General features: G+C 39.6%; 24 protein-coding genes. 14 read left to right on the top strand and 10 right to left on the bottom strand.

Annotation, left to right across the window (positions count from 1 at the left end; all coding sequences use genetic code 11):
• Positions 1 to 14: 14 nt before the first annotated feature.
• A complete protein-coding gene (locus LEP1GSC203_RS13765; protein ID WP_232225899.1) occupies positions 15 to 1,145 on the top strand; it encodes an SGNH/GDSL hydrolase family protein in 1,131 nt (376 codons plus the stop codon).
• Between the two features lie 13 nt (positions 1,146 to 1,158).
• Here LEP1GSC203_RS13765 and cueR read toward each other — a convergent pair whose 3' ends face one another.
• Positions 1,159 to 1,548, bottom strand: a complete 390-nt coding sequence (gene cueR, locus LEP1GSC203_RS13760) for a Cu(I)-responsive transcriptional regulator (RefSeq protein ID WP_002974642.1) — start codon at positions 1,546 to 1,548, stop codon at positions 1,159 to 1,161.
• 110 nt (positions 1,549 to 1,658) lie between these two features.
• On the opposite strand from cueR, the gene LEP1GSC203_RS13755 reads away from it, so the two are divergent.
• From LEP1GSC203_RS13755 to purT, 6 genes are all read left to right on the top strand, one after another.
• A complete protein-coding gene (locus LEP1GSC203_RS13755) occupies positions 1,659 to 2,099 on the top strand; it encodes a hypothetical protein (RefSeq protein ID WP_002974738.1) in 441 nt (146 codons plus the stop codon).
• Positions 2,086 to 2,289 (top strand): heavy-metal-associated domain-containing protein, encoded by a 204-nt coding sequence (locus LEP1GSC203_RS13750; protein WP_002974752.1) that lies wholly within the window; start codon positions 2,086 to 2,088, stop codon positions 2,287 to 2,289. Before LEP1GSC203_RS13755 ends, LEP1GSC203_RS13750 begins: the two co-directional genes overlap by 14 nt.
• On the top strand, positions 2,273 to 4,477 hold the full coding sequence (locus LEP1GSC203_RS13745) for a heavy metal translocating P-type ATPase (RefSeq protein WP_002974578.1): 2,205 nt from the start codon (positions 2,273 to 2,275) through the stop codon (positions 4,475 to 4,477). Before LEP1GSC203_RS13750 ends, LEP1GSC203_RS13745 begins: the two co-directional genes overlap by 17 nt.
• Positions 4,478 to 4,500: 23 nt before the next feature.
• Positions 4,501 to 5,364 carry a helix-turn-helix domain-containing protein gene (locus tag LEP1GSC203_RS13740; protein WP_002974701.1) on the top strand — a complete coding sequence of 288 codons (864 nt, stop codon included), beginning with the start codon at positions 4,501 to 4,503 and terminating at the stop codon, positions 5,362 to 5,364.
• Positions 5,361 to 5,831, top strand: coding sequence for an ankyrin repeat domain-containing protein (locus LEP1GSC203_RS13735; protein ID WP_002974555.1), 471 nt, complete (start codon positions 5,361 to 5,363; stop codon positions 5,829 to 5,831). Before LEP1GSC203_RS13740 ends, LEP1GSC203_RS13735 begins: the two co-directional genes overlap by 4 nt.
• A gap of 76 nt (positions 5,832 to 5,907) precedes the next feature.
• Complete coding sequence (gene purT / locus LEP1GSC203_RS13730; protein ID WP_002974667.1) at positions 5,908 to 7,083, top strand: formate-dependent phosphoribosylglycinamide formyltransferase; 1,176 nt, start codon at positions 5,908 to 5,910, stop codon at positions 7,081 to 7,083.
• A gap of 63 nt (positions 7,084 to 7,146) precedes the next feature.
• Here the strand turns inward: purT and LEP1GSC203_RS13725 are convergent, their stop codons facing one another.
• Positions 7,147 to 7,887 (bottom strand): adhesin OmpL37 family surface protein, encoded by a 741-nt coding sequence (locus LEP1GSC203_RS13725; protein WP_002974580.1) that lies wholly within the window; start codon positions 7,885 to 7,887, stop codon positions 7,147 to 7,149.
• 190 nt (positions 7,888 to 8,077) lie between these two features.
• Here LEP1GSC203_RS13725 and LEP1GSC203_RS13720 point away from each other — a divergent pair, with 190 nt between their 5' ends.
• The 3 genes from LEP1GSC203_RS13720 to LEP1GSC203_RS13710 are packed head-to-tail and all read left to right on the top strand — an operon-like array spanning position 8,078 to position 11,255.
• Complete coding sequence (locus LEP1GSC203_RS13720; protein ID WP_002974653.1) at positions 8,078 to 9,574, top strand: ABC-F family ATP-binding cassette domain-containing protein; 1,497 nt, start codon at positions 8,078 to 8,080, stop codon at positions 9,572 to 9,574.
• Positions 9,571 to 10,497, top strand: coding sequence for an ABC transporter ATP-binding protein (locus LEP1GSC203_RS13715; RefSeq protein WP_002974729.1), 927 nt, complete (start codon positions 9,571 to 9,573; stop codon positions 10,495 to 10,497). The genes LEP1GSC203_RS13720 and LEP1GSC203_RS13715 overlap by 4 nt, the downstream gene beginning before the upstream one ends.
• On the top strand, positions 10,494 to 11,255 hold the full coding sequence (locus LEP1GSC203_RS13710) for an ABC transporter permease (protein WP_002974641.1): 762 nt from the start codon (positions 10,494 to 10,496) through the stop codon (positions 11,253 to 11,255). Before LEP1GSC203_RS13715 ends, LEP1GSC203_RS13710 begins: the two co-directional genes overlap by 4 nt.
• On the opposite strand, the gene LEP1GSC203_RS13705 is transcribed toward LEP1GSC203_RS13710, so the two are convergent.
• The 4 genes from LEP1GSC203_RS13705 to LEP1GSC203_RS13690 form a co-directional block, all read right to left on the bottom strand.
• Positions 11,252 to 11,995, bottom strand: coding sequence for an SCO family protein (locus LEP1GSC203_RS13705; protein WP_002974747.1), 744 nt, complete (start codon positions 11,993 to 11,995; stop codon positions 11,252 to 11,254). The genes LEP1GSC203_RS13710 and LEP1GSC203_RS13705 overlap by 4 nt on opposite strands.
• Positions 11,992 to 12,612 carry a toxin-antitoxin system YwqK family antitoxin gene (locus tag LEP1GSC203_RS13700; RefSeq protein ID WP_002974690.1) on the bottom strand — a complete coding sequence of 207 codons (621 nt, stop codon included), beginning with the start codon at positions 12,610 to 12,612 and terminating at the stop codon, positions 11,992 to 11,994. The genes LEP1GSC203_RS13705 and LEP1GSC203_RS13700 overlap by 4 nt, the downstream gene beginning before the upstream one ends.
• Positions 12,569 to 13,483, bottom strand: coding sequence for a YHYH protein (locus tag LEP1GSC203_RS13695; protein ID WP_002974722.1), 915 nt, complete (start codon positions 13,481 to 13,483; stop codon positions 12,569 to 12,571). The genes LEP1GSC203_RS13700 and LEP1GSC203_RS13695 overlap by 44 nt, the downstream gene beginning before the upstream one ends.
• Before the next feature lie 97 nt (positions 13,484 to 13,580).
• Positions 13,581 to 13,985, bottom strand: coding sequence for an FKBP-type peptidyl-prolyl cis-trans isomerase (locus LEP1GSC203_RS13690; RefSeq protein WP_408605604.1), 405 nt, complete (start codon positions 13,983 to 13,985; stop codon positions 13,581 to 13,583).
• A 68-nt stretch (positions 13,986 to 14,053) separates the two neighbouring features.
• Here LEP1GSC203_RS13690 and LEP1GSC203_RS13685 point away from each other — a divergent pair, with 68 nt between their 5' ends.
• A complete protein-coding gene (locus LEP1GSC203_RS13685) occupies positions 14,054 to 14,359 on the top strand; it encodes a HepT-like ribonuclease domain-containing protein (RefSeq protein WP_002974571.1) in 306 nt (101 codons plus the stop codon).
• Positions 14,360 to 14,372: 13 nt separating this feature from the next.
• On the opposite strand, the gene LEP1GSC203_RS13680 is transcribed toward LEP1GSC203_RS13685, so the two are convergent.
• Together LEP1GSC203_RS13680 and LEP1GSC203_RS13675 are read right to left on the bottom strand one after the other, a co-directional pair.
• The gene (locus LEP1GSC203_RS13680; protein ID WP_002974732.1) at positions 14,373 to 15,506 is read right to left on the bottom strand and encodes a DUF1577 domain-containing protein; all 1,134 of its coding nucleotides are present in this window, start codon (positions 15,504 to 15,506) and stop codon (positions 14,373 to 14,375) included.
• A gap of 98 nt (positions 15,507 to 15,604) precedes the next feature.
• Entirely contained in the window at positions 15,605 to 16,165 is a 561-nt protein-coding gene (locus tag LEP1GSC203_RS13675; RefSeq protein ID WP_002974659.1) for a hypothetical protein, read from the bottom strand.
• Positions 16,166 to 16,344: 179 nt separating this feature from the next.
• On the opposite strand from LEP1GSC203_RS13675, the gene LEP1GSC203_RS13670 reads away from it, so the two are divergent.
• Complete coding sequence (locus LEP1GSC203_RS13670) at positions 16,345 to 17,289, top strand: patatin-like phospholipase family protein (protein WP_002974604.1); 945 nt, start codon at positions 16,345 to 16,347, stop codon at positions 17,287 to 17,289.
• Positions 17,290 to 17,313: 24 nt separating this feature from the next.
• On the opposite strand, the gene LEP1GSC203_RS13665 is transcribed toward LEP1GSC203_RS13670, so the two are convergent.
• Positions 17,314 to 19,587 (bottom strand): Kelch repeat-containing protein, encoded by a 2,274-nt coding sequence (locus LEP1GSC203_RS13665; RefSeq protein WP_002974679.1) that lies wholly within the window; start codon positions 19,585 to 19,587, stop codon positions 17,314 to 17,316.
• A 153-nt stretch (positions 19,588 to 19,740) separates the two neighbouring features.
• Positions 19,741 to 22,020: a hypothetical protein gene (locus LEP1GSC203_RS13660; protein ID WP_002974602.1), complete on the bottom strand. Its 2,280-nt coding sequence runs from the start codon at positions 22,018 to 22,020 to the stop codon at positions 19,741 to 19,743.
• A gap of 84 nt (positions 22,021 to 22,104) precedes the next feature.
• On the opposite strand from LEP1GSC203_RS13660, the gene LEP1GSC203_RS13655 reads away from it, so the two are divergent.
• Together LEP1GSC203_RS13655 and LEP1GSC203_RS13650 are read left to right on the top strand one after the other, a co-directional pair.
• Entirely contained in the window at positions 22,105 to 22,581 is a 477-nt protein-coding gene (locus tag LEP1GSC203_RS13655; protein ID WP_039938037.1) for an OmpA family protein, read from the top strand.
• Between the two features lie 43 nt (positions 22,582 to 22,624).
• Positions 22,625 to 23,020 carry an acyl-CoA thioesterase gene (locus LEP1GSC203_RS13650; protein ID WP_002974660.1) on the top strand — a complete coding sequence of 132 codons (396 nt, stop codon included), beginning with the start codon at positions 22,625 to 22,627 and terminating at the stop codon, positions 23,018 to 23,020.
• Position 23,021: the final 1 nt, after the last annotated feature.

Below are 23,021 nucleotides of genomic sequence, written 5' to 3'. Positions count from 1 at the left end.
TCAAAAACAGGTACATGGTTTCTAAATTCCTAAGTTCTGCAATGAAAAAAGTTCGTTCTCTATTTTACTTTCTACCAAAGAAACTTTATACCGGACTTTTTGTATTTTCTTTCTTTGTCTTTATTATCCTTACGTTTCGTTTCCTTGATTTTCTTAGTTTGAGTTTTCACTCTCCATTTGGCCATTACCACTTTCCGAAAAACCAGGAGATTCCCTTTTTTCGGATGGTTGACAAAGAGATGGGCAAAATTGGAGAATTGGGAATTCGAAGGGGAACTTTAAAACCTGAGGCTAATTGTAAATATCTATTGTTAGGTGATTCCCAAACTTTTGGATCAGGAATTTTTTGGAAAGATACTTTTTCCGAAATTCTAAATCGCGAGACAGAATGCCAATGGACCAATGCCGGTGTACCTGGGTTTACACTTGAAAATGAATTTTCCTTATACGAAACTATAAAATCAAATATCTCCTTTGATCGGGTTTATCTCTTTGTATACGGAAACGATATTTATGAAACAGGGGATACTCCTGACTATTTACATTTTGTAAAAAGACAAACTTGGTATGTCCATTCATTGTTGTTTGTTTTTCCGGAACAAACTCGTCTTTATTTAAAAACAAAATATTTTCAGACCATACAAAAACGTATGGAGTTGGAACTAGAAAGAGTTTCCAAATTAGAAATTCAAAAACCTCAAATCTCTAGTTCAAAGAAAGAAGAATTTATTACGTTACGAGGTTTGTACAACTTAAGTCCAGACTATTTGATTGGATCATTAGATACCAAAACATATTCTAAAACTAATTTTAATCGATGGACCAGGGCATTACGACTATTAAATGAAAAAATCTTAGCAGATAAAAAAGAATTGGTAATTGTTTATATACCTTTAGAAGTAGAATATGATCCGATCAGATTCCAAATATACAAAGAAATTGGGTTTGAGATGAACGAGAACTGGATTCAGTCGGATTCCGATTTTATTTCTGACATAAAAGCCGTTGCTAAAGAAAATAAGATTCCCTTAATCGATTTGCGCAAATTTATGAGATTTAGATCTGATCTATTGCAAAAAGAAGACATTCACTTAAATGAAACTGCAACGCGTTTGATATCCGATATTATAAAACAGAAACTTTAATTTTCACGTTCCATTAATTTTGTTCTAATTTTTTTAGAATTGGACAATCGGGTCTATGGTCACCATGACAATGTTTGACGAGGTTTTTCAAAGTATCTGACATATCTTTTAATTGTTTTAGTTTTAAATCCAATTCGTTTAAATGTTTTTCTGCTAGCAGTTTTACTTGTTTGCTGCTTCGCGATTTATTTTTCCAAAGCCCAAGTAAACTTTTAATATCTTCTAAAGGAAATCCAAGTTCTCTCGATCTTTTGATAAACCGTAAATAATGAATGTCATCAGAACTATAAGATCTGTATCCGTTCTCAGTTCGGCCCGCTTCGGGAATCAAACCAATGCCTTCGTAATGGCGAATGAGTTTTGTGCTGACTCCTGATTCTTTGGAAAGTTCTCCAATATTCATTCTAATCCTCCAAAAAAAATAATAAAAAAAGGTAAAAAAAATACAATCGGCTATTGACCTTCCAACAATTGGAAGGTTTAGACTGGATTTATGTTAACAAAGGAGTTACCATGAAACCAATCAAAAATTTACTGAAACTTGCGATTTTTGCAATGTTTTTGAGTTCACAGAATATGGCAGCACACGGGGAACACAAACCTGGTCCTCACAGCGGCGTAATCCAAATGCCGGGAGCTTTCCATACTGAAGTTCTTCCTTACCAAAATTTAGGATTTAAGGTGTATCTACTTGATATCAATTTTGAAAATCCTACTTCCAAAAATTCGAAGTTGCATGGTAAGGTAGTAGCAAAGGGAAAAGAATTTCCGCTGAAATGTACAGGTCATCCTGATCATTTTTATTGTGAGATTCCCAAAGGAAGTTCGGTAGAAGAAGGGGAACTTATTTTATCTCCTGTATGGAATTTCCAAAAAGGTGCGGATGTAAAATACAAACTTCCGCTAAGAGTATCGAAAGAAGTAAAAAAGGAGCATCATCATGGTTCATTATGAAGTAGAAGGAATGACTTGCGGGCATTGTAAAAAAACGGTAGAAAAGGCCTTTGCTGAAATCGGAAAAGAAGCAACTGCTAACATAGAAGAAAATCTAGTCACTGTGAATGATACTCTAACTGATGAAGAACTCAACCAACTTCGTAACCGTTTGAGTGAGGATGGATATTCCCTTGGAAACGTCAAATAATACCACAGAACGAACCTTAGACCTTTTTGGTATGACCTGTGCCAATTGTGCCCTTCGCATTGAGAAGGGCCTATCCAAAATGGAAGGAGTTTCTGAAGTTCGTGTCAATTTTGCTCGTGAATCTGTTTTTCTAAGGAGTGATGCTACGGTAACCGTCGATTCTCTGTTAGAAAAAGTGGAATCTCTCGGGTATTCAGCAATTGTCCATGATGTTAACAAACAATCAGAAACCGAGAAAAAACAGAAGGACCATATTCGGAATTTAAAAATCCGTTTTTTACTCTCAGCATTTCTCTCCTTACCGTTGTTTTACGGTATGGTCACCCATTTTAGTTTCTTAAGTTTTATGCCTATGCCACATTTTTTGATGGATAGGTTTGTGCAAATGGCCATTGCCTTTCCGGTTCAGTTTTTGATTGGATTTCCTTTTTACCAATCTGCTTATCGTGCCTTAAGGAATGGAACTGCCAATATGGATGTTCTTGTTGTCATAGGAACGAGTGCTGCCTATGGGTACAGTATCTTTGGAAAGGATCTCTATTTTGAAACTTCTGCTGTCCTCATTACATTTATCCTTGGGGGTAAGTGGATAGAACATTATGCCAAAGGGAAAAGTAGTGATGGGATCAATGCACTACTCAAACTTCGTCCAGAAATTGCGACGGTTAAGTCCAATGGGGTTTGGACAGAAGTTCCCAATGAATATTTAAAACTAGGAGATCTGGTTTTAGTGAAAGCGGGGGAACGGTTCCCTATGGATGGAATTGTAGCGGAAGGGGATAGTTTTGCCGACGAATCCATGTTAACTGGCGAAAGTATGCCGGTCGAAAAGACAGTGGGGGATAAAATCCTTGGTGGGACTGTGAATGGGAGTGGATCTTTGGTGGTGAAAGCAAACAGAGTTGGAAATGATACCACACTTTCGCATATCATTCGTTCTGTGGAAGAATCACTTGGTACAAAAGCTCCGATCCAAAGGATTGCAGATCAAATCTCTGCGTATTTTGTTCCTGTTGTAGTCTCCATTAGTCTCATTGATTTTTTTGTTTGGTATTTTTTGATTACACCGGGTGTCGTGACCTCAGCCATTGAAACAAGTATTGCGATTCTTGTGATTGCTTGCCCTTGTGCCCTCGGTCTTGCCACTCCCATCTCTTTACTTGTGGGAACGGGGCGTGCCGCGAAAAGGGGAGTGTTATTTCGCAGTGCCGAAGCTTTGGAATCTGTTTCTAAAATCAATTGGATTGCATTTGATAAAACAGGGACACTCACCGAAGGTAAACCAAAAGTAACAGAGATGACAAATGTTGGGTTGGATTCCACAAATTTGCACCTTGTTTTACAAGACATTGTGAGGATGGAAGAAACCTCCGACCACCCTCTTGCCAAAGCAATCGTAGGTTATGGAAAAGAAAATAACCTATACCAAGTAAACTCTGAAATGGTATCTACAAAAACCTTTCCTGGCGGCGGGATTCAATCGGAACAAAAGGGAAAAGTCTATTTTGCCGGCAAACAAACGTTTGTTGAAGAAAATGGGTTTTTGGTTTCTGATACGATAAAAAAAACCATTCAACCTTGGACAGAAGATGGTTCCAGTTTAGTCTATGTTGGCATAAGAGGTTCAATCGAAGCTATGGTGGTTTTTCGCATTGAAGATAAGTTACGAAATGAAGCAAAGGCTGCCATTTTGGAATTAAAATCCATCGGGGTGGAACCTGTCCTCCTAACAGGCGATAACCAAACTTCAGCCGAAAAGATTGCACGTTTAGTTGGGATTTCTGCTGTTTATTCAGGACTTCTTCCTGAAGACAAGGCAAAAATTATCACCACCTTAAAAACGGACAAAGTACATTCGGCTATGGTTGGTGATGGAATCAATGATGCTCCTGCACTTGCCTCAGCGGATGTAGGGATTGCCATGGGAACAGGTTCTGATGTTGCCATTAACACTGCAGATGTGGTCCTTGTGAATGGAGACATTCAAAGAATTGTCGACCTCATACATATTGGTAAAGATACAGTGATTAATATCAGGCAAAACTTTGGTTGGGCTCTTGGATACAATTTACTCGGAATCCCCATTGCCGCATCGGGGTTACTCGCTCCTTGGGTGAGTGGAGCTGCCATGGCATTCAGTTCTCTATCGGTTGTTTTCAATGCATTACGAATGAGTCGCTGGAAATAAAACAAAAGAGAGTGAGTATATCATTGGACATTACCTTTTTAAAACCTCCCTCCCAATTTGAATCTTCTGTGAAGGAATTTTGGATTTGGAGAGGAGTGAATGTCCATGAACTTCCTTGGATTTTGCCATCTTACGAATGTGAGATGGTGTTTCATTTAGGAAACCCGCCGCTGGTAGAAACGGAAGATAGGAAACTCATTCGATTGCCCAAATGTCATATTGTGGGCCCACAAACGAGACGATGGCGGCTTTTATCAGAATCGGATCTTTCTTTGTTCGCCATCCGTTTTTATGTAGGAGGAATGTATTCTTTATTTTCTAAACGTGGGGACGAATTACAAAACAATTTTCCTGCCATTGGCACCGAACAGACAGCCAGTGAATTTTCCGAAATGAATCACAAATTTTTGTTCCACCGAAATTCTAGTTCCGAAGTTTATTCTGAAGAGGAAATGGTTCATTTACTTACTTCGTTTCTCGACCAATATCCAGGAGAACCAAGCGAAATTCCTGCCTATATTCGGTTTGCTCTTTTGGAACTAACGCGACCTTCCACCTCGATTGAAAGTCTTAGTCAAACATTGGGAATTTCTAGAAAACAATTGGATCGTAAGTTCAAAGAGATTGTGGGAATGGCCCCCTCTGAATACAGAACAGTGCACAGGTTACTAGAAATGGTTCGAAACCCAGAACACTACCGAAAAAACAATCCAGACCTGCGGTTTACTGATTTGGCCCAGGAATTCCATTATGCAGACCAGTCCCATTTTAACCATGATTTCAAACGAATTTCTGGATCCATTCCCAACGAATGGTTCGCAGAGTATGAAAAAATGTCCCATTTTTACAATCATGATTCGTCAGATACTGATAGGATGGATATATGATTCAAAACATAATTGATTTTGTAGGTAAAACAAAGTTTAATCTTAGGTTACGGACGTTATGTTCTTCCATCACGAGAGAAGATAAAGAATCTTTTGATTTGTTGTTATCTGATCCAGATCTAAAGGACATTTTGGTATCAGAATCTCCTTTGTTACTCGGACTTGCTGTAACCGAAGTTTCCGATATTTATTATTTAAAAAAATTATTAGCACTTGGTTTAGATCCTAATCTACCAGATAACATGGGTTTGTATCCCATTCACAAAGCAACGGAGACCGGGAATGCGGAAGCAGTGGAAGTTTTGCTTAACTCCGCTGCCAATCCAAACGTTGCTGATCCAAGCGGAGTCACTGCCCTTCATATTGCGAATAGTTTTGATGGTTTAGGTGAAATTTCGGACCTCCTCATTCGGATGGGTGCCAATATCTACCAAAGGGACAAACTGGGAAAACGTTACCTAATGTAATTCTCCTGATTGATTTCTAAGGAGGGAGATTCATAATCTGTTTGTCTGATTGGGCCGGTTCCCAATCTTTGTGATTATGATCGGAACACCTTTTACACCCAACGCTACAAAACTTTTACTCCTTGGTTCAGGAGAACTAGGGAAAGAGGTTGCAATCGAAGCGAACCGTTTGGGTGTTCATGTCATTGCCGTCGACCGTTATCCCAATGCACCTGCCATGCTCGTAGCCCAGGAATCTCGAGTCATCAATATGCTCGATCCAAAAGAATTAGAAGCCACCATACGAGAGTTAAAGCCAGATTTTGTAGTTCCAGAAATTGAAGCCATACATACAGAAACCTTAGTTCGGTTGGAATCCGAAGGTTTTCGGATCATCCCTTCTGCAAAAGCCGTAAACTTAACTATGAACCGTGAAGGAATTCGTAACTTTGCTGCGAAAGAACTTGGATTAAAAACTTCTAAATTTCTTTTCGCTGATACAGAGGAAGGATTTCAAAAAGCGGTGCGAGAAATTGGATTTCCTTGTGTAGTCAAACCCATCATGAGTTCTTCCGGTAAAGGACAAAGTCTTGTAAGAACTGAGTCTGATATTTTAAAGGCCTGGGAATATGGCCAAACGGGAGGAAGGACAGGAAAAGGCAAAATGATCATCGAGGAATTTATTTCCTTCGATTTTGAAATCACTCTACTCACCATACGCCATATAGGTGGGACTACTTTTTTACCACCCATTGGTCATAGACAGGTAAACGGGGATTATGTGGAATCTTGGATGCCACAACCGATGACAGAGACTGCCCTTCGTTCTGCACAAAAAATGGCAGAGGTTGTCACAACGGGCCTTGGGGGTCTGGGAATTTTTGGAGTGGAACTTTTTGTCAAAGGGGACGAAGTGTACTTTAGCGAAGTATCTCCGAGACCACATGACACAGGTCTTGTGACACTAATCTCCCAAAATATTTCTGAATTTTCCCTCCATGCGAGAGCCTTACTTGGTCTACCTATTCCAGAACTAATCTTTCAAACTCCGGCGGCAAGTTCCGCCATTCTTTTGGAAGGAAAAACCAATGCCCCTGTGTATACGGGACTCGAGGAAGCTCTTCAAATGCGAGGAGTGGACATTCGTATTTTCGGGAAACCAGAAATTGATGGAAAACGCCGAATGGGTGTTAGTTTGGCAATTGGAAAAACCATCGAGGAAGCGAAAGAAAAAGCAAACCGTGCCCGTGATTGTATCCACCTGAAAAAATAGAAATTAAGCACTTTCTAACGAAACAAACCCGTGAACCAATTTATAGATTTGGTTGGAAGTCTTTTAGTCTTTTTTGATTTCTGGGGACTTAAACTGGGTCATCATTCCTTCATATATACTTTCTTCGCCAAAAGGGAGAAAGGAATTATCATAATGAAGTGCAAGAAGTTTGTTATTTCCTTTTCCAAAACCACGAATGAGTTCTGATTCGATGGAATCAAAGTCTGATTCTTCAATAGATTCCATAAACTTCCCATCGTGGAGAAGATTTAAAAAGATTACAAACTTACCTGCATGTTTTAAAATTTTTAAGGCAAATAACATCTCTCGAAGTTTTAAAAGGTATAGTAGTGGGCGAGTGTTTCTTGCCATCACTAACTTTTGTTCGGCTTCACTTGCATCGCGAAGGGCAAGGCGTAAAAAAGCCCGGGTTTGTGTTTTTTCTTTGTCTCTAGATTTCCCCCCAAGTAAAATTAATTCGGAACGAACCAAGTCCAAATTTTTTGTAAGGATTTTATCGTAGAGTTGGATGAGTTTGTATTGAGTGGAACGTACTGCCAAATAGGCATCTCCGTATTTGCCTTGGATGTGGAGACTTTTGAAACGCAAATACTCATCGATGATTTCTTTGTACTCGGCCTTTTCTTCAGCACTACCCAAGTGAATCACACTTGAGTCAAGCGAACGTACCAAAAGATAGTTTTCTTCTGCACCAAAGGCCACTTGTAAGTTGCCGTTGGCATAACTTCCACTGCCAATACTTAGGCATAGGAAACTAGTGAAACGAAAAAGAAATGTTCGCACAGTACAGTTTCGGACTAAGTAGACCTGAAAAAAAGTCCATAATCTCACTCGTGGTTTTCCCTCTCATTATGTCCGTAAAGGTTGCCTCTTTCTAATAGAAAACTGGCAGATTTTCTTTCCGATTCTACTCGTCGTATCCGGTTCTTTTTCGATCCTGGTTTTATATTCAAGGGAAACCTTCGGAAATAATATGATCAAAATCTCTGGTTTAAACAAACAATTCAACGGCAATGTTCTATTCGATGACTTACAATTCAGCGTCAACCGTGGCGAACGAGTGGGACTTGTGGGCCGCAATGGACATGGAAAATCAACTATGGTCCAAATCATTTTAGGAAAAACGGAACCGGACTCAGGAAATATAACCATCCCCAAAGGATACCGCATTGGGCATTTGGAACAACATTTGGTTTTTACTAAACCGACTGTGTTAGAAGAATGTGCCCTCGGTCTCCCAGAAGGTGATGAATACGAAACTTGGAAAGTAGAACGAATTTTATTTGGTTTAGGATTTTCAGAAAAGGATATGGAACGAAGTCCTGAAGAATTTTCAGGTGGATACCAAATCCGTATGAACTTAGCCAAACTTCTTGTTTCGGCTCCGGACATGCTGATACTCGATGAACCAAACAACTATTTGGATATTGTCACCATACGTTGGTTAGAAGAATTTTTAAGGGAGTGGGAAGGAGAAATTATCCTCATCACACACGATCGAAGTTTTATGGATAGTGTTGTGACTCATACTGTAGCGATACACAGAACTAAGGCAATCAAAGTGCAAGGGGATACGGAAAAGTTATACACTCAAATCAACCAAGCAGAAGAGATCTACGAAAAGACGAGATTAAACGAAGCAAAAAAACGCAAACAAGAAGAGATCTTTATCGCAAAGTTTAAAGCCAAAGCAAGTTTTGCAAGTCGGGCTCAATCGAGAGTCAAAAGATTAGAAAAACAAGGTGAGATGAAAGCACTCGAGAATATAGAAGATATGGAACTTTATTTCAACAGTGCTCCCTTCTCTGCAAGTCAGATGTTAAGTGTGGATGAAGTTACCTTTTCCTATAATGGCAATTCCCCATATTTATTTGAAAACTTTTCTATCAGTGTAGGTCCAGAAGATAGGATTTGTATCATCGGGAAAAACGGAAAAGGAAAGTCCACATTACTCAAGTTAATCGCTGGTGAACTGAATGCCGTCAAAGGGGAAGTCAAAAAACATCCTATTTTGAAGGAAGGGTATTTTGGCCAAACTAACAAACTGAACATGAACGAAAGTAATACGGTGGTTCAAGAAATTATGAGTGCTGATACGAACTGCTCTGAAGGGAAAGCTCGTAACATTGCAGGTGGACTTATGTTTTCCGAAGACCTTGCCTTAAAAAAAATCAAGGTTCTCTCCGGGGGAGAAAAGAGTCGGGTGTTACTGGGTAAAATATTAGTCACACCTTGCCACCTTTTATATTTGGATGAGCCTACGAACCACTTAGACATGCAGTCCTGTGACTCCCTGATTGAGGCCATTGATAACTTTGATGGATCTGTAATCATGGTGACTCACAATGAAATGCACTTGCGCGCTGTAGCCACAAAACTAATAGTATTCGATGATGACCGAGTTTTTGTTTATGACGGGGGTTATGACGACTTCCTCACAGACATTGGCTGGAAGGACGAAACCGTTTGAAATCTATCCTCACCGTAAAACAAGTTTCCAAGTCGTATGACAACGGATTCCAAGCCCTAAAGGATGTGAATTGGGAAGTAAAAGAAGGCGAAATTCATGCCTTACTTGGTCCCAATGGAGCAGGAAAAACCACACTCATCAATTTGATCTGTGGGATAGTGTCACCTAGCTCTGGTGAGGTGAAAGTAGGTGGTTTTGATATCTTAAAAGATTTCAAAAAAACCAGATCATTCATTGGCCTTGTTCCACAGGAACTCAGTGTCCATGCCTTCGAAACTGTTTGGGCCAGTGTTTCTTTTACCAGAGGGCTGTATGGAAAACCAGCCAATCCAAAATACATTGAAGAAGTTTTAAAATCACTTTCCCTTTGGGACAAAAAAGACCAAAGGATTATGACTTTATCTGGTGGAATGAAACGCCGAGTACTCATCGCCAAAGCATTGTCACATGAACCAAATATATTATTTTTAGATGAACCGAGTGCTGGAGTCGACGTAGAACTACGAAAGGATATGTGGAAGATTGTAGAATCTCTCAGAAAAAAAGGTGTTACCATCATTCTTACCACTCACTACATCGAAGAAGCGGAATCGATCGCCGATAGAATCTCTGTCATTCGTAAGGGAGATATTTTTCTTACCGAAAACAAAGACCGATTGATGAAACAACTCGGAACGAAACAGCTCCGGATTGAATTAAAAAAACCTTTGAAACTAATTCCCAAATCACTCGCAAAATATGAATTGGAACTCGTGGATCAAAGTACTGCTCTTGTGTTTACTTATGATAGATCGGATGACAGTAGTTTGATTACCAAACTTTTGGATGATTTGAAAAAACTGAAAATCCAATTCAGTGATTTGAGTACAAAACAAAGTTCTCTAGAAGAAATCTTTGTTCAGTTGTTACAGGAGGCTGTATGAATTTTTACGCAATTAAGTCCATCTACCAATTCGAAATGGCAAGGACCTTCCGGACACTTTTACAAAGTATTGCCTCTCCAGTACTTTCTACATCTTTATACTTTATTGTATTTGGATCGGCCATTGGTTCCCGAATCCAAGAAATCGATGGAATCCATTATGGAAGTTTTATTGTACCAGGTCTTGTGATGTTGTCTTTACTTACGGAAAGTATTTCCAATGCTTCCTTTGGAATTTACTTTCCCAAATTTAATGGAACGATTTACGAAATCCTTTCGGCACCTGTGACAATGTGGGAAGTGGTGATTGGGTATGTGGGTGCTGCGGCCACTAAATCTTTGATGCTTGGGGTGCTTATGCTCATCACCGCATCCTTTTTTGTTCCCATACGAATCGATCATCCTATCCTAATGGTGTTTTTCTTAGTATTAACTTGCATTAGTTTTAGTTTGTTTGGATTTGTGATTGGAATTTGGGCGGATAGTTTTGAAAAACTGCAAATGATTCCAATGCTTGTGATTACACCACTGGTATTTTTGGGGGGAAGTTTTTATTCCATTCAAATGTTACCTCCCTTCTGGCAACGTTTGAGTTTGTTTAATCCGGTTTTGTATTTGGTCAGTGGATTTCGTTATAGTTTTTTCGAAAGGGCAGATGTGGCACTTTCTGTCAGTATCTCTATGATCCTTGTGTTTTTGACACTATGTTTGACAGTGACTTGGATTATCTTTCGCACCGGATATAAAATCAAAAACTAAAGGGATACGTTTCTTAACTTGCGTAAATCTTTCACTAACCTTTGTATATCGCCCGTGCCTTTGGCACGGTAGATGCCTCGTAAATACCTATCTTTATCAAATAAAAAGATATTTTCAGTATGAACAAATTCATACTTTCCTCGTTCCACAGAGTACCCTTCCATTTCGGCGCCACATGTCTCTTTGGCAAAGGCCTCAATTTCGGTTTCTTTTCCCGTGTAAAAATACCAATTTGGATTCTCAATTTTATAAGTTTTTCGATAGGATTGTAAAACAGGAACTGTATCTTCTTTTGCGTTAATAGAAAGAGAGAGAATTTGTAAGTCAGGAAACTCGGAGAGTTGTGGTTGGATTTGCAAAATGTTTCTTGTGATAAGAGGGCAAATCCCCCGACAGGTGGCATAAAAAAATACCACCAAACTTTCTTTTGGTGCCCAGTCCTTGGGATGTATTTGTTTTCCTGTATGTTCGATTAACTCGAGAGAGTTTGGAACTTGTTTGAGACTTACATTTTTCTCCGGAGTCTGGGTCCAAACTGGATCAAAGTCTTTTCCTGAAAAATAGGGAAGTTCCAATGAGTTTGGTTCGCTTTCTGAAGGTTTGCATCCTGCACCTAAAAAAGTGAAAACAACGAAGGTGAATATGACTTTTGCAAAAAGAGTTTTATGGCGATTACAAAAGGGAACTAAATTCCAATGGGCCACCAAACCAATGGATTGTTGGGTAAAGTAAAATTTCATTTGGAATTTTCGACCTTTGTAGAGTCGGGAACTGGTTCACAAAGTTTGCTACCGGGACGGCCAAAACTTTCCCCTGACTCCATAAACACATGGTTCATATAGATTTGCCCTTGCCTGTTCCATTTTTTGGAAACCTTTGGTTTTCCAGATTCGTAGAACGTTTGATAGGTGGCCATATTTCCATTATCAAAATAATCTATGTACTCACCAATGGGTTTGCCGTTATCAAATTCGGATTTTTGCCTGAGTTTTCCATTTTCAAAATAACTGACTTGTTCCCCATGTTTTTGTCCATAACGGATGTTTCTTTCTTCTAAAAGAATTCCATTCTGTTTTTTTGCCGTATAACGACCGTGAGGAACTCCCTTGTAGTATTCTGTTTCATAGACTTCTAAAAGAGTGGGATTGGTTTGGACAAAAATTCCATTCAATGGTTTTCCTTGGTAAAGAAGGAAATGGTTGGAATCTTCGGAAAGATCGGGATTCCCGTTTTCCACTCGAAGCGGAGAGCAAGAAATAAGAATGAGTGAGAGAAAAAGAGAGAGGACGGCCTCTCTCTTGGAATCAGGAAATTTAATTGGAAACTGTCCCCGGAGTTCCGTGGAAAGAGGAACCAATTAAAGTGTTAATTCCTGCAGTGGCGTCACTTGCAAAATGGTAGTGATAGATTCCGCCTGGGAAAAGCACAGTAGCAGCAGTGTGTCCATGATTGGCATCAAGGGCTGGTCCAACGGTTCCTGGAACATTATCATCACCAGTTCCAGCTGTGCCATTATCACAATGCAATCCATAAACAGGGAATCCATCAATCAATACTCCCACCAAATTTGCATTGTTATTAGTTACATTGAGTGGTTGAGAGTGGTGGTGGTAAACCCCAGAACTTTGTGGGTGGCCATTAAATGTATCAAAGGTTTGCGCTTCTGTCGCAAGAGTATCACCAGGAGCTGCCGCGTTGTTGAAGATCGCTAGGCCATTGACTGTAATTCCCACTGAGGCATATCCACTTTGTGTTCCCACTAAAGCTCCAGACTTGGCAGCAGGAGAACTAGGAATGGTGTACACCAAACACTGCGATGCAATTTGGTTGTTTCCTGCAGATTTTTGTCCACCAGCGAGTGCTACATACATTGGAGAAGAAGTTCCAAAATAAAAACTTTTATTGTTCGGTACATTTTGTGATCGGAATACATAATTGGATCCAGAAACAGATCCTACGGCACATTTAAAGTTGTTTCGAATCCAAGCCGGTAGGTCTGCCGACATAGAAGAGGTCATTCCTGTGATACAATCTGTATTGGTATCTAAAGTGGCAGTTGCGTTCACAACAGTCGAACCCGTAAAGGAGTTATTCACACAAATTTTGGAAGCAGCGGCAGCTAACAAGAGTAAGGTTTCTTCGTCAGAATCTGACTTGGGTTTGCATTGGGTCAGCGCAAGACCAAATACAAAGAGTAGGGCAATCGTTCGGATTTTTAATAATTCCATAGTCACAGCAACTTAGAATCAATCTTATCTGAGTCAAGAAATTCGTAACTAGGGAGAACGATAAATCCCCCTAATCTGCGGAGAAACACTAAAGGATTTAATAAATTTTTAACAGTTCTACTTCAAAGATCAATGTGGAGTCCGCAGGAATGTTTCCTACTTTTTTACTACCATAACCGAGTTCTGGAGGTATGATGAGTTTGCGTTTTCCACCCACTCGCATTCCTTTGATTCCTTTATCCCAACCCTTGACCACTTCTCCCGCACCTAAATTAAATTCAAAAGGACGGTTACGATCACGTGAACTATCAAACTTGGTTCCATTGGGAAGTTTGCCTACATAGTGTACAGTTACATAGGATCCGGAAAAAGCTTCCTCCCCTTTGCCCACAACGAGATCAATGATTTGGAAGTCCTTTTCTGCTGATTGGATGGGGAAGACCAAAACAAAAAGGAAAAATAAGGCTGCTTGGATACGGATCTTCATACGTAGTGAAAGCATCTGGGATTTGGATTTCTTTGCCAATGAAAAAAACTGTTCCAAAGACTGTCTCATTTTAGAGTAACCAAATGTTTCATGAGTTTATTTTCTATTGCCGGGAGCTTGAAGCCTTCCTCTTCAGAAACCAAATCCAAGAATTCAAAGAAGGGGACCACGATAGTTTTTTTGCCGAAGAAATGCTTCGTTATATCCAAACCGAATCCTTAAAGATCCCTGATTCAGAAAAACAAAAGTACCCTAACTTACCCTGGGAAAAAATTGATAACCTTTGGCAAAAGGATTTGGCCAGAGCTTATGACTACATCGACTTAAAGATGTTATACTATATCTGTGCTTATGAAATTCCGAAAATTACAAAAGCAATCAAACTATAAAACCGCAGGCGTTTTAGGCAGCAGATTTCCCGTTATTTTTGATGATTTCGATGTTTTCTTCGAAACGAACTTTTTCAGCATAGGTTCGTTTTCCAGAAAACTCAACACCTACCAGTAAATCTCCGGATTCTTCCTTTTTTGCCCAAGCAATTTTGCCAAAAAAGCGGAAAGGGGTTTGCAGTTTAAAAACTAATTCTAACAAAATTCCTTTTTGTTTGGGCAGTGTTTCCACCAAACTACTATTTCCAACACGAAGCCTAAGTCCAGTGACTGACAAATCTAAAACAGGGAATTTTTCGACAGTAGTCATTAGGTTTGCATCTTTGATCCTTTCGATCATTTCTGCAATTTGTGTTTGGTAGAACGTCAAATCATCATTGGTAATGATATTATCTTTGGTTTGTAACCAGTAGTATCCAATGGGAATAATTTCTTCTAATTCGTTTTTGTAGAGGATGGGAACAATCAGTTCTGATTTTATTTTTTTGTCCCGAGCTGCCATTGCAAGTTTATCAACATGTTCGTCGATTTCGTCTTCGTAATTGATAAACCCTTCTTCCGTTGACCTGTAACTATCTGCGTTACTTGCATCTTTGATGAAGAGAATTTTTTGCGTGGATTTTACCACATCAAACTTACGTTCCATTCCCGATTTAAAAATATCCATGGTGCCTGCTTCACCGGATCTTGCCATCATACGTTTGCGATAGTCTTCAAAGTTAACACGCACTAGAGTCGGAATGTTAAACATATTGGCTTCAATGATAGTTTTGGAACTTACGATGTTGGTTACATTGACAAGTCCTTCTTCCGTGATGGAAAAACGTGGATTTAATCTTTCTTTTTTAGCGATGAGAACTTTATCCACATGGAGCTGGATTTTTGTAGGTGAAATCTGTTTTATAAAAGTGCAATGAAGTTCTAAGTAACGAGCTAAAAGTTTAGAGAGGATGAATGTGGTTCCTTCTGCAAGAACCCATGCTTCGGACCAATCGACCAATATCTCATCGCTTCCAGGTAATTCCTGTCTTACGGTCATGGTTTGGATTTGCCCATTCCAATTCGCTTTCATTTCCTGATTCATTAGATAGTGTAATATCACATGGTGTTTTTGGTCTTTCCCTGTGATTTGATCCATTGGTCGCATAGCTAGTTTCCGATTTCCATTTTATGAGACGGAAATAAATTTCCGTATCTAATGGAAAGTAAAGCTAAGACCTTCTCTTTGGCAAGAAAAACGAAAAATTAAAGCAAGAGTAGGTGCTTTTTTTCTGTTAACTCATAACAGAAGTGAATCCATGAAAAATGATTTTGTAGGTGAGAATACTCGGGAAGGTACTGAGATAAAAACACTTCACAGCGTTTCTCTCTTTCTAAATATTTTTTTTCCATGACAAAGGTTAGATCGTTTAAAGTTTTTTCGTATGTGTCTGCATCCATATAGCCCTCTTGTAAGGCCTTTTTGAGAAACATACATTTTTCATTCCACTCAAGTGGGGAAAGTACTGAGATTGTTTCTAGTTCTAACCAAAACTCTTTTAACTCTTTTTCGAACTTAGGCACTTCCTTTTTGATGTTTTCACATTTATGGAAGAGGGTGCGGAGGTGGCTTGTTGCATAACCATCGATTTCGGAAATATGTCCCTCCCAAAGTGCATGGTAAATTTTCGGAAAAGAGAACGTAAACATTGGTCCTACGTAAGGAGAAAGTAAGTCCAATTGGTATGCTCCTCTTGCATTCAGTTGCAGAGAACCTTTGACTAAGGTTCCGTTCACTTCGATCTCCAACGTTTTGATTCCGAGCATACTAATATTCAATTGCGTACGTAGTGAAATTTATTGTATGAGTATGAAATTTTTTCCAAAATTCGAATTGGTCTTAGGAATCACTCACTTCTGCTTCGCGTTTCCCCTAAGAATAGAAATCTGAACTCTAGTTTGAATAGTTTTTTGCAACCGGAACCGGGCTAGAAGACTCTGACATTATGGTGCCATTTCCATCCTCTAACGAATCTTCTAACCACCCAAAACTTCCTAAGGCCAAAGGCTCCAAAAGAGCGCTTCTCGTGGAAGGGGGAGGGATGAAAGGGGCATTTTCTGGTGGTGTTTTGTATGCTTGGAATCGTTTCCTAAGACCCAATTACTTTGATTTGGTGGTGGGTGTGTCTTCTGGAGCTTGTGCCGCCGCTTATTATGTTTCCATGCCCAAGGAAGAACCAGTAAAAAGTGAAAAAGCACTGGCAGTTTGGTACCGAGATTTGTCGGGAAGTAAACTCATATCTTTTTTCCATCCCTTCCAAGGAAAAACCCTCCTCAACCAAGAATACTTAATTGATTTTATCTTTCGTAAAAAAGTTCGATTGGAATCAGAAACTTTGGATAGAAAAAATGTTCCTCATTTTGCCATTGCAGTGAGTAACCTTCACACTCATTCTATCGAGTATATCAAAGCCACTTCTTCTAATATCTTTGATCTTTTGAAAGCTGCTACTTCTTTACCTATTGCAACTCGCGGTAAACATTGGTTAAATGGAAAACTTTATTCGGATGCGGCCATTTTAAATCCTCTTCCGATTCAAGATATCATAGAAGCGGGATATAAAGAAATTGTTGTGATTATGAACTCACCGATCCGCCATATTTCAGGTCCTTTAACTCGTTTCACAAGTTTACTTGCGTTCCCAAAACATAGAGCCATTCGTAGGTTAATGCGAAAACTCCACCACTTCCATTTTAATTCTGCAAGAGAACTTGCAGTCAAACCTCCGCGCGGAGTCAAGATCATCACTGTAGCACCGGATGCACCACTACCGGTCAAACTGACAACAACCATTCGCACGAAACTTTATAAAACAGTTCTCCTTGGTGCCAAAAAAGGGGAAGAAGCAATGTTAAAAATCCTGAAAAGAAAACCAAAAAAACAGAAATAGATCTGAAGATCTGACTCAAAGAACCTATCTTTCGTTAAGATCGCTTATGAATAAGCCGCCATACGCTTTGTTAAATGCATTTTTAAATTCACCACCAATGTACCATTTCCCATTTCGATAATGGGTGGCGTATCCGGTATTTTCCAAATTTGGGGCCCATGGTAAAATAGTATTTGTTCCACTATCAAATGCGCCTAAGTAGTTTGAATTTGTTGAACCATTGAGTCCTGTAAAAGAACCGGCTACGACTACCTTCCCTTCCGGCGAAACAGCGATAGAATTTACAAATCCATTCGCATAAATTGGGTTAGGTGAAATATAAGATTGATTGATGGTATCATAGATGGCGAAATTACTGAATGATCCAGCACCAATCGTAGTAAATATCCCACCCAAATATATATTACCATTAAAATAAGCCTGAGCGGATACATCACTATTGGGATAGATTGAGTTAGAAGGGTAGTTTAATGCTAACCCAGTATTTGTATCTACTGCTCTGTAATTGCTTATGGTATTGTTTCCGTTGAGAGTGTTGTATAAACCTCCCACAAATACGGCGTCATTGAATACAAGAAGGGATGTGGCGCTATTTGGTCCTAAATTGGGATTCCAGCCAGTCAGAATCAGGTTTTCCGAACTAATAGAGGCGAGAGCATTTCGTGACTGTCCACTGACTGTAGTCATTCCGGCTCCGCCAAAAAAAATTTGAGATTCGCTACTTGTGATCGTTCTAATTTCAAGAGAACTGCCAGAAACTCCTAGATTCGTTGGATTCAAACTATAAGATGGCAAATCTAAAATGGCAAAGGCAACTCTTGGCGTTCCGTTTACGTTTTCAAAACTCCCACCAACAAAAAGATGATTGCCTTTTCTATGTAAGGTTTTGATAGGAAAATCAAAATTGGGAGTTCCTTCTATGGGTGAACCCGTTGACTCTTCAAATACAACAAAATGGTTTCGGAGTTTGGTATTAACTGCTGTGTGATTGCTCGCTATGAGAAGTGAAGATCCAGAAGAAACAATATCTCCAGCAGGAAAATAGATCACAGAGTTCAAATTGGGATCCCAAATATTTAGACTCCCACTTGGTAAATCATAACTAGCAGCATAGTTTCTCTTTTGGCCTTTGGCTTCAGTAAATTCACCGAGGACATAAAGTTTATTTCCAATGACAGATAAGTTTCTTACATAATTGTTGATGGCAAAATTATTTTCTTTGACCGCACCTAATTGATTGTCTACACCCACCAAGTAATTCGCAGGAGTGACTCCAATGGTTGTGAAATCGCCACCCAAATAAATTGTATTTTCATATTGTTGGATTTTGAATACTTCTAAGTTTGGGTTTGGTGCCCAAGTTGTTTGAGTTCCGTTTAAATAAAAAGACCTCGCACGACCGGTAAATGGTCCGACTATATAAAGCACTGGTGTGCCTGTATGATCCGTTCCGAGATACAAATCATTCACCTGACCACCGACAGGTGCTTGGCCTGTAAAGGTCGAATCGATGGCTCCCGTGTTGGGAGATAATTTCACAAGTCCATATCTAGGTGTTGCCCCAATGTTTTGAAAATGCCCACCGACGTACAAGGCCGATCCATCACTGACAATATCAAAAACTCCATTATCAAAAGTACCGGTGATAAACTCTGGATTGAGTTTTCCCGTATAACGATTGAGAGATGCAATATTGGATTGAGAACTAGAATCCCAACTGGTAAACATACCGCCTACATATAAATTGTCACCTAATAGTTGCAAGGCTGTTATGTATCTCGTTTGGTCTTCTGCTGGATTAAAGTTGGGATCCACTTGGCAACCAGGTAAAATATGGGCCACTTGGCTTCGTTTGATTCCTTGGACATAGGAGAAATCACCTGCGATATAAAATCCACCAGACCCATCAGAAATAGCTGCATTACTAAGTCCTTTTACTTTTAAATGAGGACAAAACCGGTTGGGAACCACTGCCCCAGTGACAGAATCCACCATGGAAGCACTCCCAGTAGCGACACCGGTCAACGTGAAATCACCACCCACAATGATTTGGTCATTATAACTTGTGATGCTATAAACCTTGGAGGTAGTGGATCCATACACTCCCCATTGGTCAAGAAAGGTAAACGCGGGAAGGCAAGAAGCGGATCTGTCCCCTGTGGCAAACCGAACTAAACTTGCCAATAAATAGGATTCTGACCGAGCATCACAAGTATTCTGGAGTTCCGCTGGTTTGCAGAGAGTCAGAGAAGTAAATGATACGGAAAAAATACATAAAAAAATAAGAATTCGGCGCATAGATACAGAGTTAAGATCTATAGATTCATGTCTAGTTTTTTGAAATTCTTAAATCTTAGCATTTCTACTTAAGATTCTAAGTTAAAAAATGTATCTTATTTGAGTATCTGAATCTAAGAATTTTGTAAATACAGAATAACGTCTGTTATGTAATCATTCGTTCAAACTAGACCGAACGAGCCCACCATTACTTCTTTTGTGTGCTATGCTAAATGCGCCACCAAGATAGTATTTTCCATTTTTATACATGGATGTATAAACCACATCATTGATAGATGCCTTCCAAGGAGAAAGAGTATTGGTGTTACTATTGAAGACCCCTAGGGAATAGTTATTAGCAACACCATTCAATGCAGTGAAGGATCCGCCAATCAATACATTCCCATCTGGATAGGCTGCAATATGGTTTACAATATTGTCGGCATACACCGGGTTAGGTTGTTCGTAAGATTGTGTTGCAAGATTGTACACAGCAATGTTATTGTAACTGACGCCACCAATCGTCGTAAACTGTCCCCCTAGGAAAATTCTTGATCCTGCTAAGCTTTGCGCATAAACACCACTACTCGGAAAACTGGTGGAAGAAGGAATGTTGCGTTTAGTGCCAGTGACTTTGTCCACGGCTTGGTAGCTAGTGGTGACACCATCACCATTAATCCCTGTATACAAGCCACCGAGAAATATCAGGTCTAACACAACGAGAAAACTTTCTCCGCTACCGTTGAGATTAGGATTCCATCCACTAACGGAAAGGTCACCTAAGTTCAGAGCAAAAGCACCGTTTCTAACTTGAGCGTTCACATTGGCTAAACTTGTTCCTCCTACATAAACTTGTGATTCATCGCTCGTGATCGTGCGGATTTCCGGGGAGCCAGTAAGGACGGTGTTAATAGGGCTTACATTGTAATGGGGTAGATCCAAAATGGCAAAAGCGTTTCGAGCCTGGCCTGCAATATTGGTAAAACTCCCTCCGACAAATAGTCGGTTGTTCACTCTATGAAGGGCTTTGATCGGAAAATCAAAGTAAGGTGTTCCTTCTATCGGTGCTCCTGTCACTTCATCTAAAACGGCAAAATTATTTCGGGCGGTTACATTCACCGTGTTACGACTGGAAGTGAAAAGTACGACCCCGTTCCCTGCCGATACAATCCCCGAACCAGGATTGCTGAAACTACCATCATAGTTCGGATCAAAGGCAGTGACCGATTCATCGGGTAAAGAAAGTGCCGCAGCATAGTTTCTCGGAACAGATTTCACAGCGGTAAAACTTCCGGTTAAGTATAATGTATTTTCAATGATTTGAATCGTAGCTACAACGCCATTGACGCCGAAATTTGTGGTTATGGCAGTCCCTGTGCTATGATTCACAGATACTAAATTGGCAGCTGCGGTTCCCCCATTGATGGTAGTGAATTCTCCCGCTAAATAAAGTATATTGTTATACTGTTGGATGGAGTTGACCTTAAAATTGGGATTTGGATTCCAAGTGGTTAAAGTCCCATCGGGAAAAAAAGATATGGCTCTACTAAATGTTGGGGTTGTCAAATCACCAACGGCATAGATATTCGGACTTCCATTGGCATCGGTTCCGTAGTGCAAGTCTAAGCAACTACCTCCGTTTATCGTTGTCGTGAAAGAAGATATGATAAGACCGGTGGAGAGAGAAAACTTCGCTAAACCAGTTTTCGCATAACCACCGATATTCGTAAAATCTCCACAAACATAAAGAGAGTCCCCATCGGTTTCTAAATCGGACACTAGGGTATTCGGATTGGGAGTGAACGAAGTGTCCAAGGCTCCGGTATATCGATTCACACGAACCAGATACCCACTATTATCGTCCGTATAATATCCGCCTAAATAGAGGAAATCTCCTGCTAGTAATAAGCTATAAATATTTTTATTATTATCATTGAGAACGTTGAAGTTACGATCTAATTGGCAACCAGGAAGGATATGGGCAACACTAAATCTTTCTTCGCCTTGGACTGCAAAGAATTCACCGCCAATATAAAAACCACCATACCCATCAGAAATGGCGATACCCGTAGTTCCCACTACTTTTAAATAAGGACAATAACGATTGGGTAGTACCTTCCCCGTGGCTGTTTCTAAATAAACAACATTACCAGTAGAAGGGCCTACGAATTGGAAACTTCCCCCAATGATGATTTGGTCGTTATAACTAGTCATCGCATTGATACTTGTTACGATTGACGGTGGCGTTGGCATAAACACTCCCCAAAGATCTTGGAAATCAAAAGAGGGTAGACAAGAAGGGGAACGATCCCCCGTAACATAACGTATGATCGTTGCATATAAAAAAGCATCTGTTTTCGCATCGCAAGTGTTGGAAAGTTCCGCAGGTTTGCAACCGAAGAATGTCCCCACTGACAATGAATAAATTATAAAAAGTTTTCGTAATAAATTCATAACTTGATAGTTTACTTTTTTTTAATCATTTTGTCTACTAGTTTGAAATTAATTTCCAGGAATCAGTAGGGAGTCTAACGGGTAATGGTTTGGATATCCCTAATGTTAGTCGGAATGGGCTTTCTTCTCCTTTGGATTTGGACAAACAGTCCAAAAAATAAAGGGTCTGCACCTATTTTACGCGGATTGGAAAATTCCACTTTTGAAAAAAATACAAATGTTACGGAATCCACGATTCGGGAATTTTCTGTTCTCTTTGCTGCTGGTTCCTCTCAATTGGAAAAACAATCGATGGATTCGTTACGATTCCATTTTAACTCTGGTATTTTATCCCAAATAGAATATGTTACACTCATTGGTTCGGCTGATGCATCGGGCAATCTTGCAAAAAATCGACGTTTAGTGAAAGAGAGAGTTCTCATTGTAGAAAAAAATTTGGTCTCTTGGGGAATTTCCAAAGATAAAATAAAAAAGTCTTTTTTAGATCCAATTTATGGAAGAAGTCCTGAATCGCGAAGGTTATTACGATCGGTCCAGATCCAATACAAAATAGAAACATAGAGGTGACGAATTGGATTCGATTTTGTCTTTTGATTAAAACACTATGATTCGAACTGATATCCAAATTCGATTTAATGACATGGACCCCATGCGAAGAGTCAATAACGCTAGTTATTCGTCCTATTTAGAGTTAGCAAGATTAGATTTTTGCAATCGTTACTTATCGGTATCAGAACTAGATGACATTCCTTTTGTTTTAGCTCGAGTAGAAATGGATTTAAAGGCCTCGGTTTTACCTGGTGCTTCCATTTTTGTAGAGACGTGGGTTTCTTCCATTGGCACTACCTCTTGGGAATTTTCTTACGAGATTCGAGATCAAAAAACAAATGTTCTTTATGTTTCGGCAAAGACTGTGCAAGTTTACTTTGATTACCGAGCCAAATCCAAAAAACCCATCCCACCAGATTTTTTAAAATCTTTAGAAAAGGAAAGTTTGTAAC

The sequence above is a fragment of the Leptospira terpstrae serovar Hualin str. LT 11-33 = ATCC 700639 genome (assembly GCF_000332495.1).
Taxonomy (GTDB): Bacteria; Spirochaetota; Leptospiria; order Leptospirales; family Leptospiraceae; genus Leptospira_A; species Leptospira_A terpstrae.
The sequence above is the reverse complement of the archived record's forward strand: the minus strand, read 5'-3'. Positions and strand labels throughout refer to the sequence as shown.

What these genes read in the sequence shown, in the direction of transcription:
- LEP1GSC203_RS13720 (WP_002974653.1), top strand. Translation starts at nt 8,078, where the DNA reads ATGATCAAAATCTCTGGTTTAAACAAACAATTCAACGGCAATGTTCTA.
- LEP1GSC203_RS13670 (WP_002974604.1), top strand. Translation starts at nt 16,345, where the DNA reads ATGGTGCCATTTCCATCCTCTAACGAATCTTCTAACCACCCAAAACTT.
- LEP1GSC203_RS13710 (WP_002974641.1), top strand. Translation starts at nt 10,494, where the DNA reads ATGAATTTTTACGCAATTAAGTCCATCTACCAATTCGAAATGGCAAGG.
- LEP1GSC203_RS13675 (WP_002974659.1), bottom strand. Translation starts at nt 16,165, where the DNA reads ATGCTCGGAATCAAAACGTTGGAGATCGAAGTGAACGGAACCTTAGTC.
- LEP1GSC203_RS13755 (WP_002974738.1), top strand. Translation starts at nt 1,659, where the DNA reads ATGAAACCAATCAAAAATTTACTGAAACTTGCGATTTTTGCAATGTTT.
- LEP1GSC203_RS13735 (WP_002974555.1), top strand. Translation starts at nt 5,361, where the DNA reads ATGATTCAAAACATAATTGATTTTGTAGGTAAAACAAAGTTTAATCTT.
- cueR (WP_002974642.1), bottom strand. Translation starts at nt 1,548, where the DNA reads ATGAATATTGGAGAACTTTCCAAAGAATCAGGAGTCAGCACAAAACTC.
- LEP1GSC203_RS13765 (WP_232225899.1), top strand. Translation starts at nt 15, where the DNA reads ATGGTTTCTAAATTCCTAAGTTCTGCAATGAAAAAAGTTCGTTCTCTA.
- LEP1GSC203_RS13705 (WP_002974747.1), bottom strand. Translation starts at nt 11,995, where the DNA reads ATGAAATTTTACTTTACCCAACAATCCATTGGTTTGGTGGCCCATTGG.
- LEP1GSC203_RS13685 (WP_002974571.1), top strand. Translation starts at nt 14,054, where the DNA reads ATGTTTCATGAGTTTATTTTCTATTGCCGGGAGCTTGAAGCCTTCCTC.
- LEP1GSC203_RS13650 (WP_002974660.1), top strand. Translation starts at nt 22,625, where the DNA reads ATGATTCGAACTGATATCCAAATTCGATTTAATGACATGGACCCCATG.
- LEP1GSC203_RS13680 (WP_002974732.1), bottom strand. Translation starts at nt 15,506, where the DNA reads ATGCGACCAATGGATCAAATCACAGGGAAAGACCAAAAACACCATGTG.
- LEP1GSC203_RS13690 (WP_408605604.1), bottom strand. Translation starts at nt 13,985, where the DNA reads ATGCTTTCACTACGTATGAAGATCCGTATCCAAGCAGCCTTATTTTTC.
- LEP1GSC203_RS13660 (WP_002974602.1), bottom strand. Translation starts at nt 22,020, where the DNA reads ATGAATTTATTACGAAAACTTTTTATAATTTATTCATTGTCAGTGGGG.
- LEP1GSC203_RS13750 (WP_002974752.1), top strand. Translation starts at nt 2,086, where the DNA reads ATGGTTCATTATGAAGTAGAAGGAATGACTTGCGGGCATTGTAAAAAA.
- LEP1GSC203_RS13665 (WP_002974679.1), bottom strand. Translation starts at nt 19,587, where the DNA reads ATGCGCCGAATTCTTATTTTTTTATGTATTTTTTCCGTATCATTTACT.
- purT (WP_002974667.1), top strand. Translation starts at nt 5,908, where the DNA reads ATGATCGGAACACCTTTTACACCCAACGCTACAAAACTTTTACTCCTT.
- LEP1GSC203_RS13655 (WP_039938037.1), top strand. Translation starts at nt 22,105, where the DNA reads ATGGTTTGGATATCCCTAATGTTAGTCGGAATGGGCTTTCTTCTCCTT.
- LEP1GSC203_RS13695 (WP_002974722.1), bottom strand. Translation starts at nt 13,483, where the DNA reads ATGGAATTATTAAAAATCCGAACGATTGCCCTACTCTTTGTATTTGGT.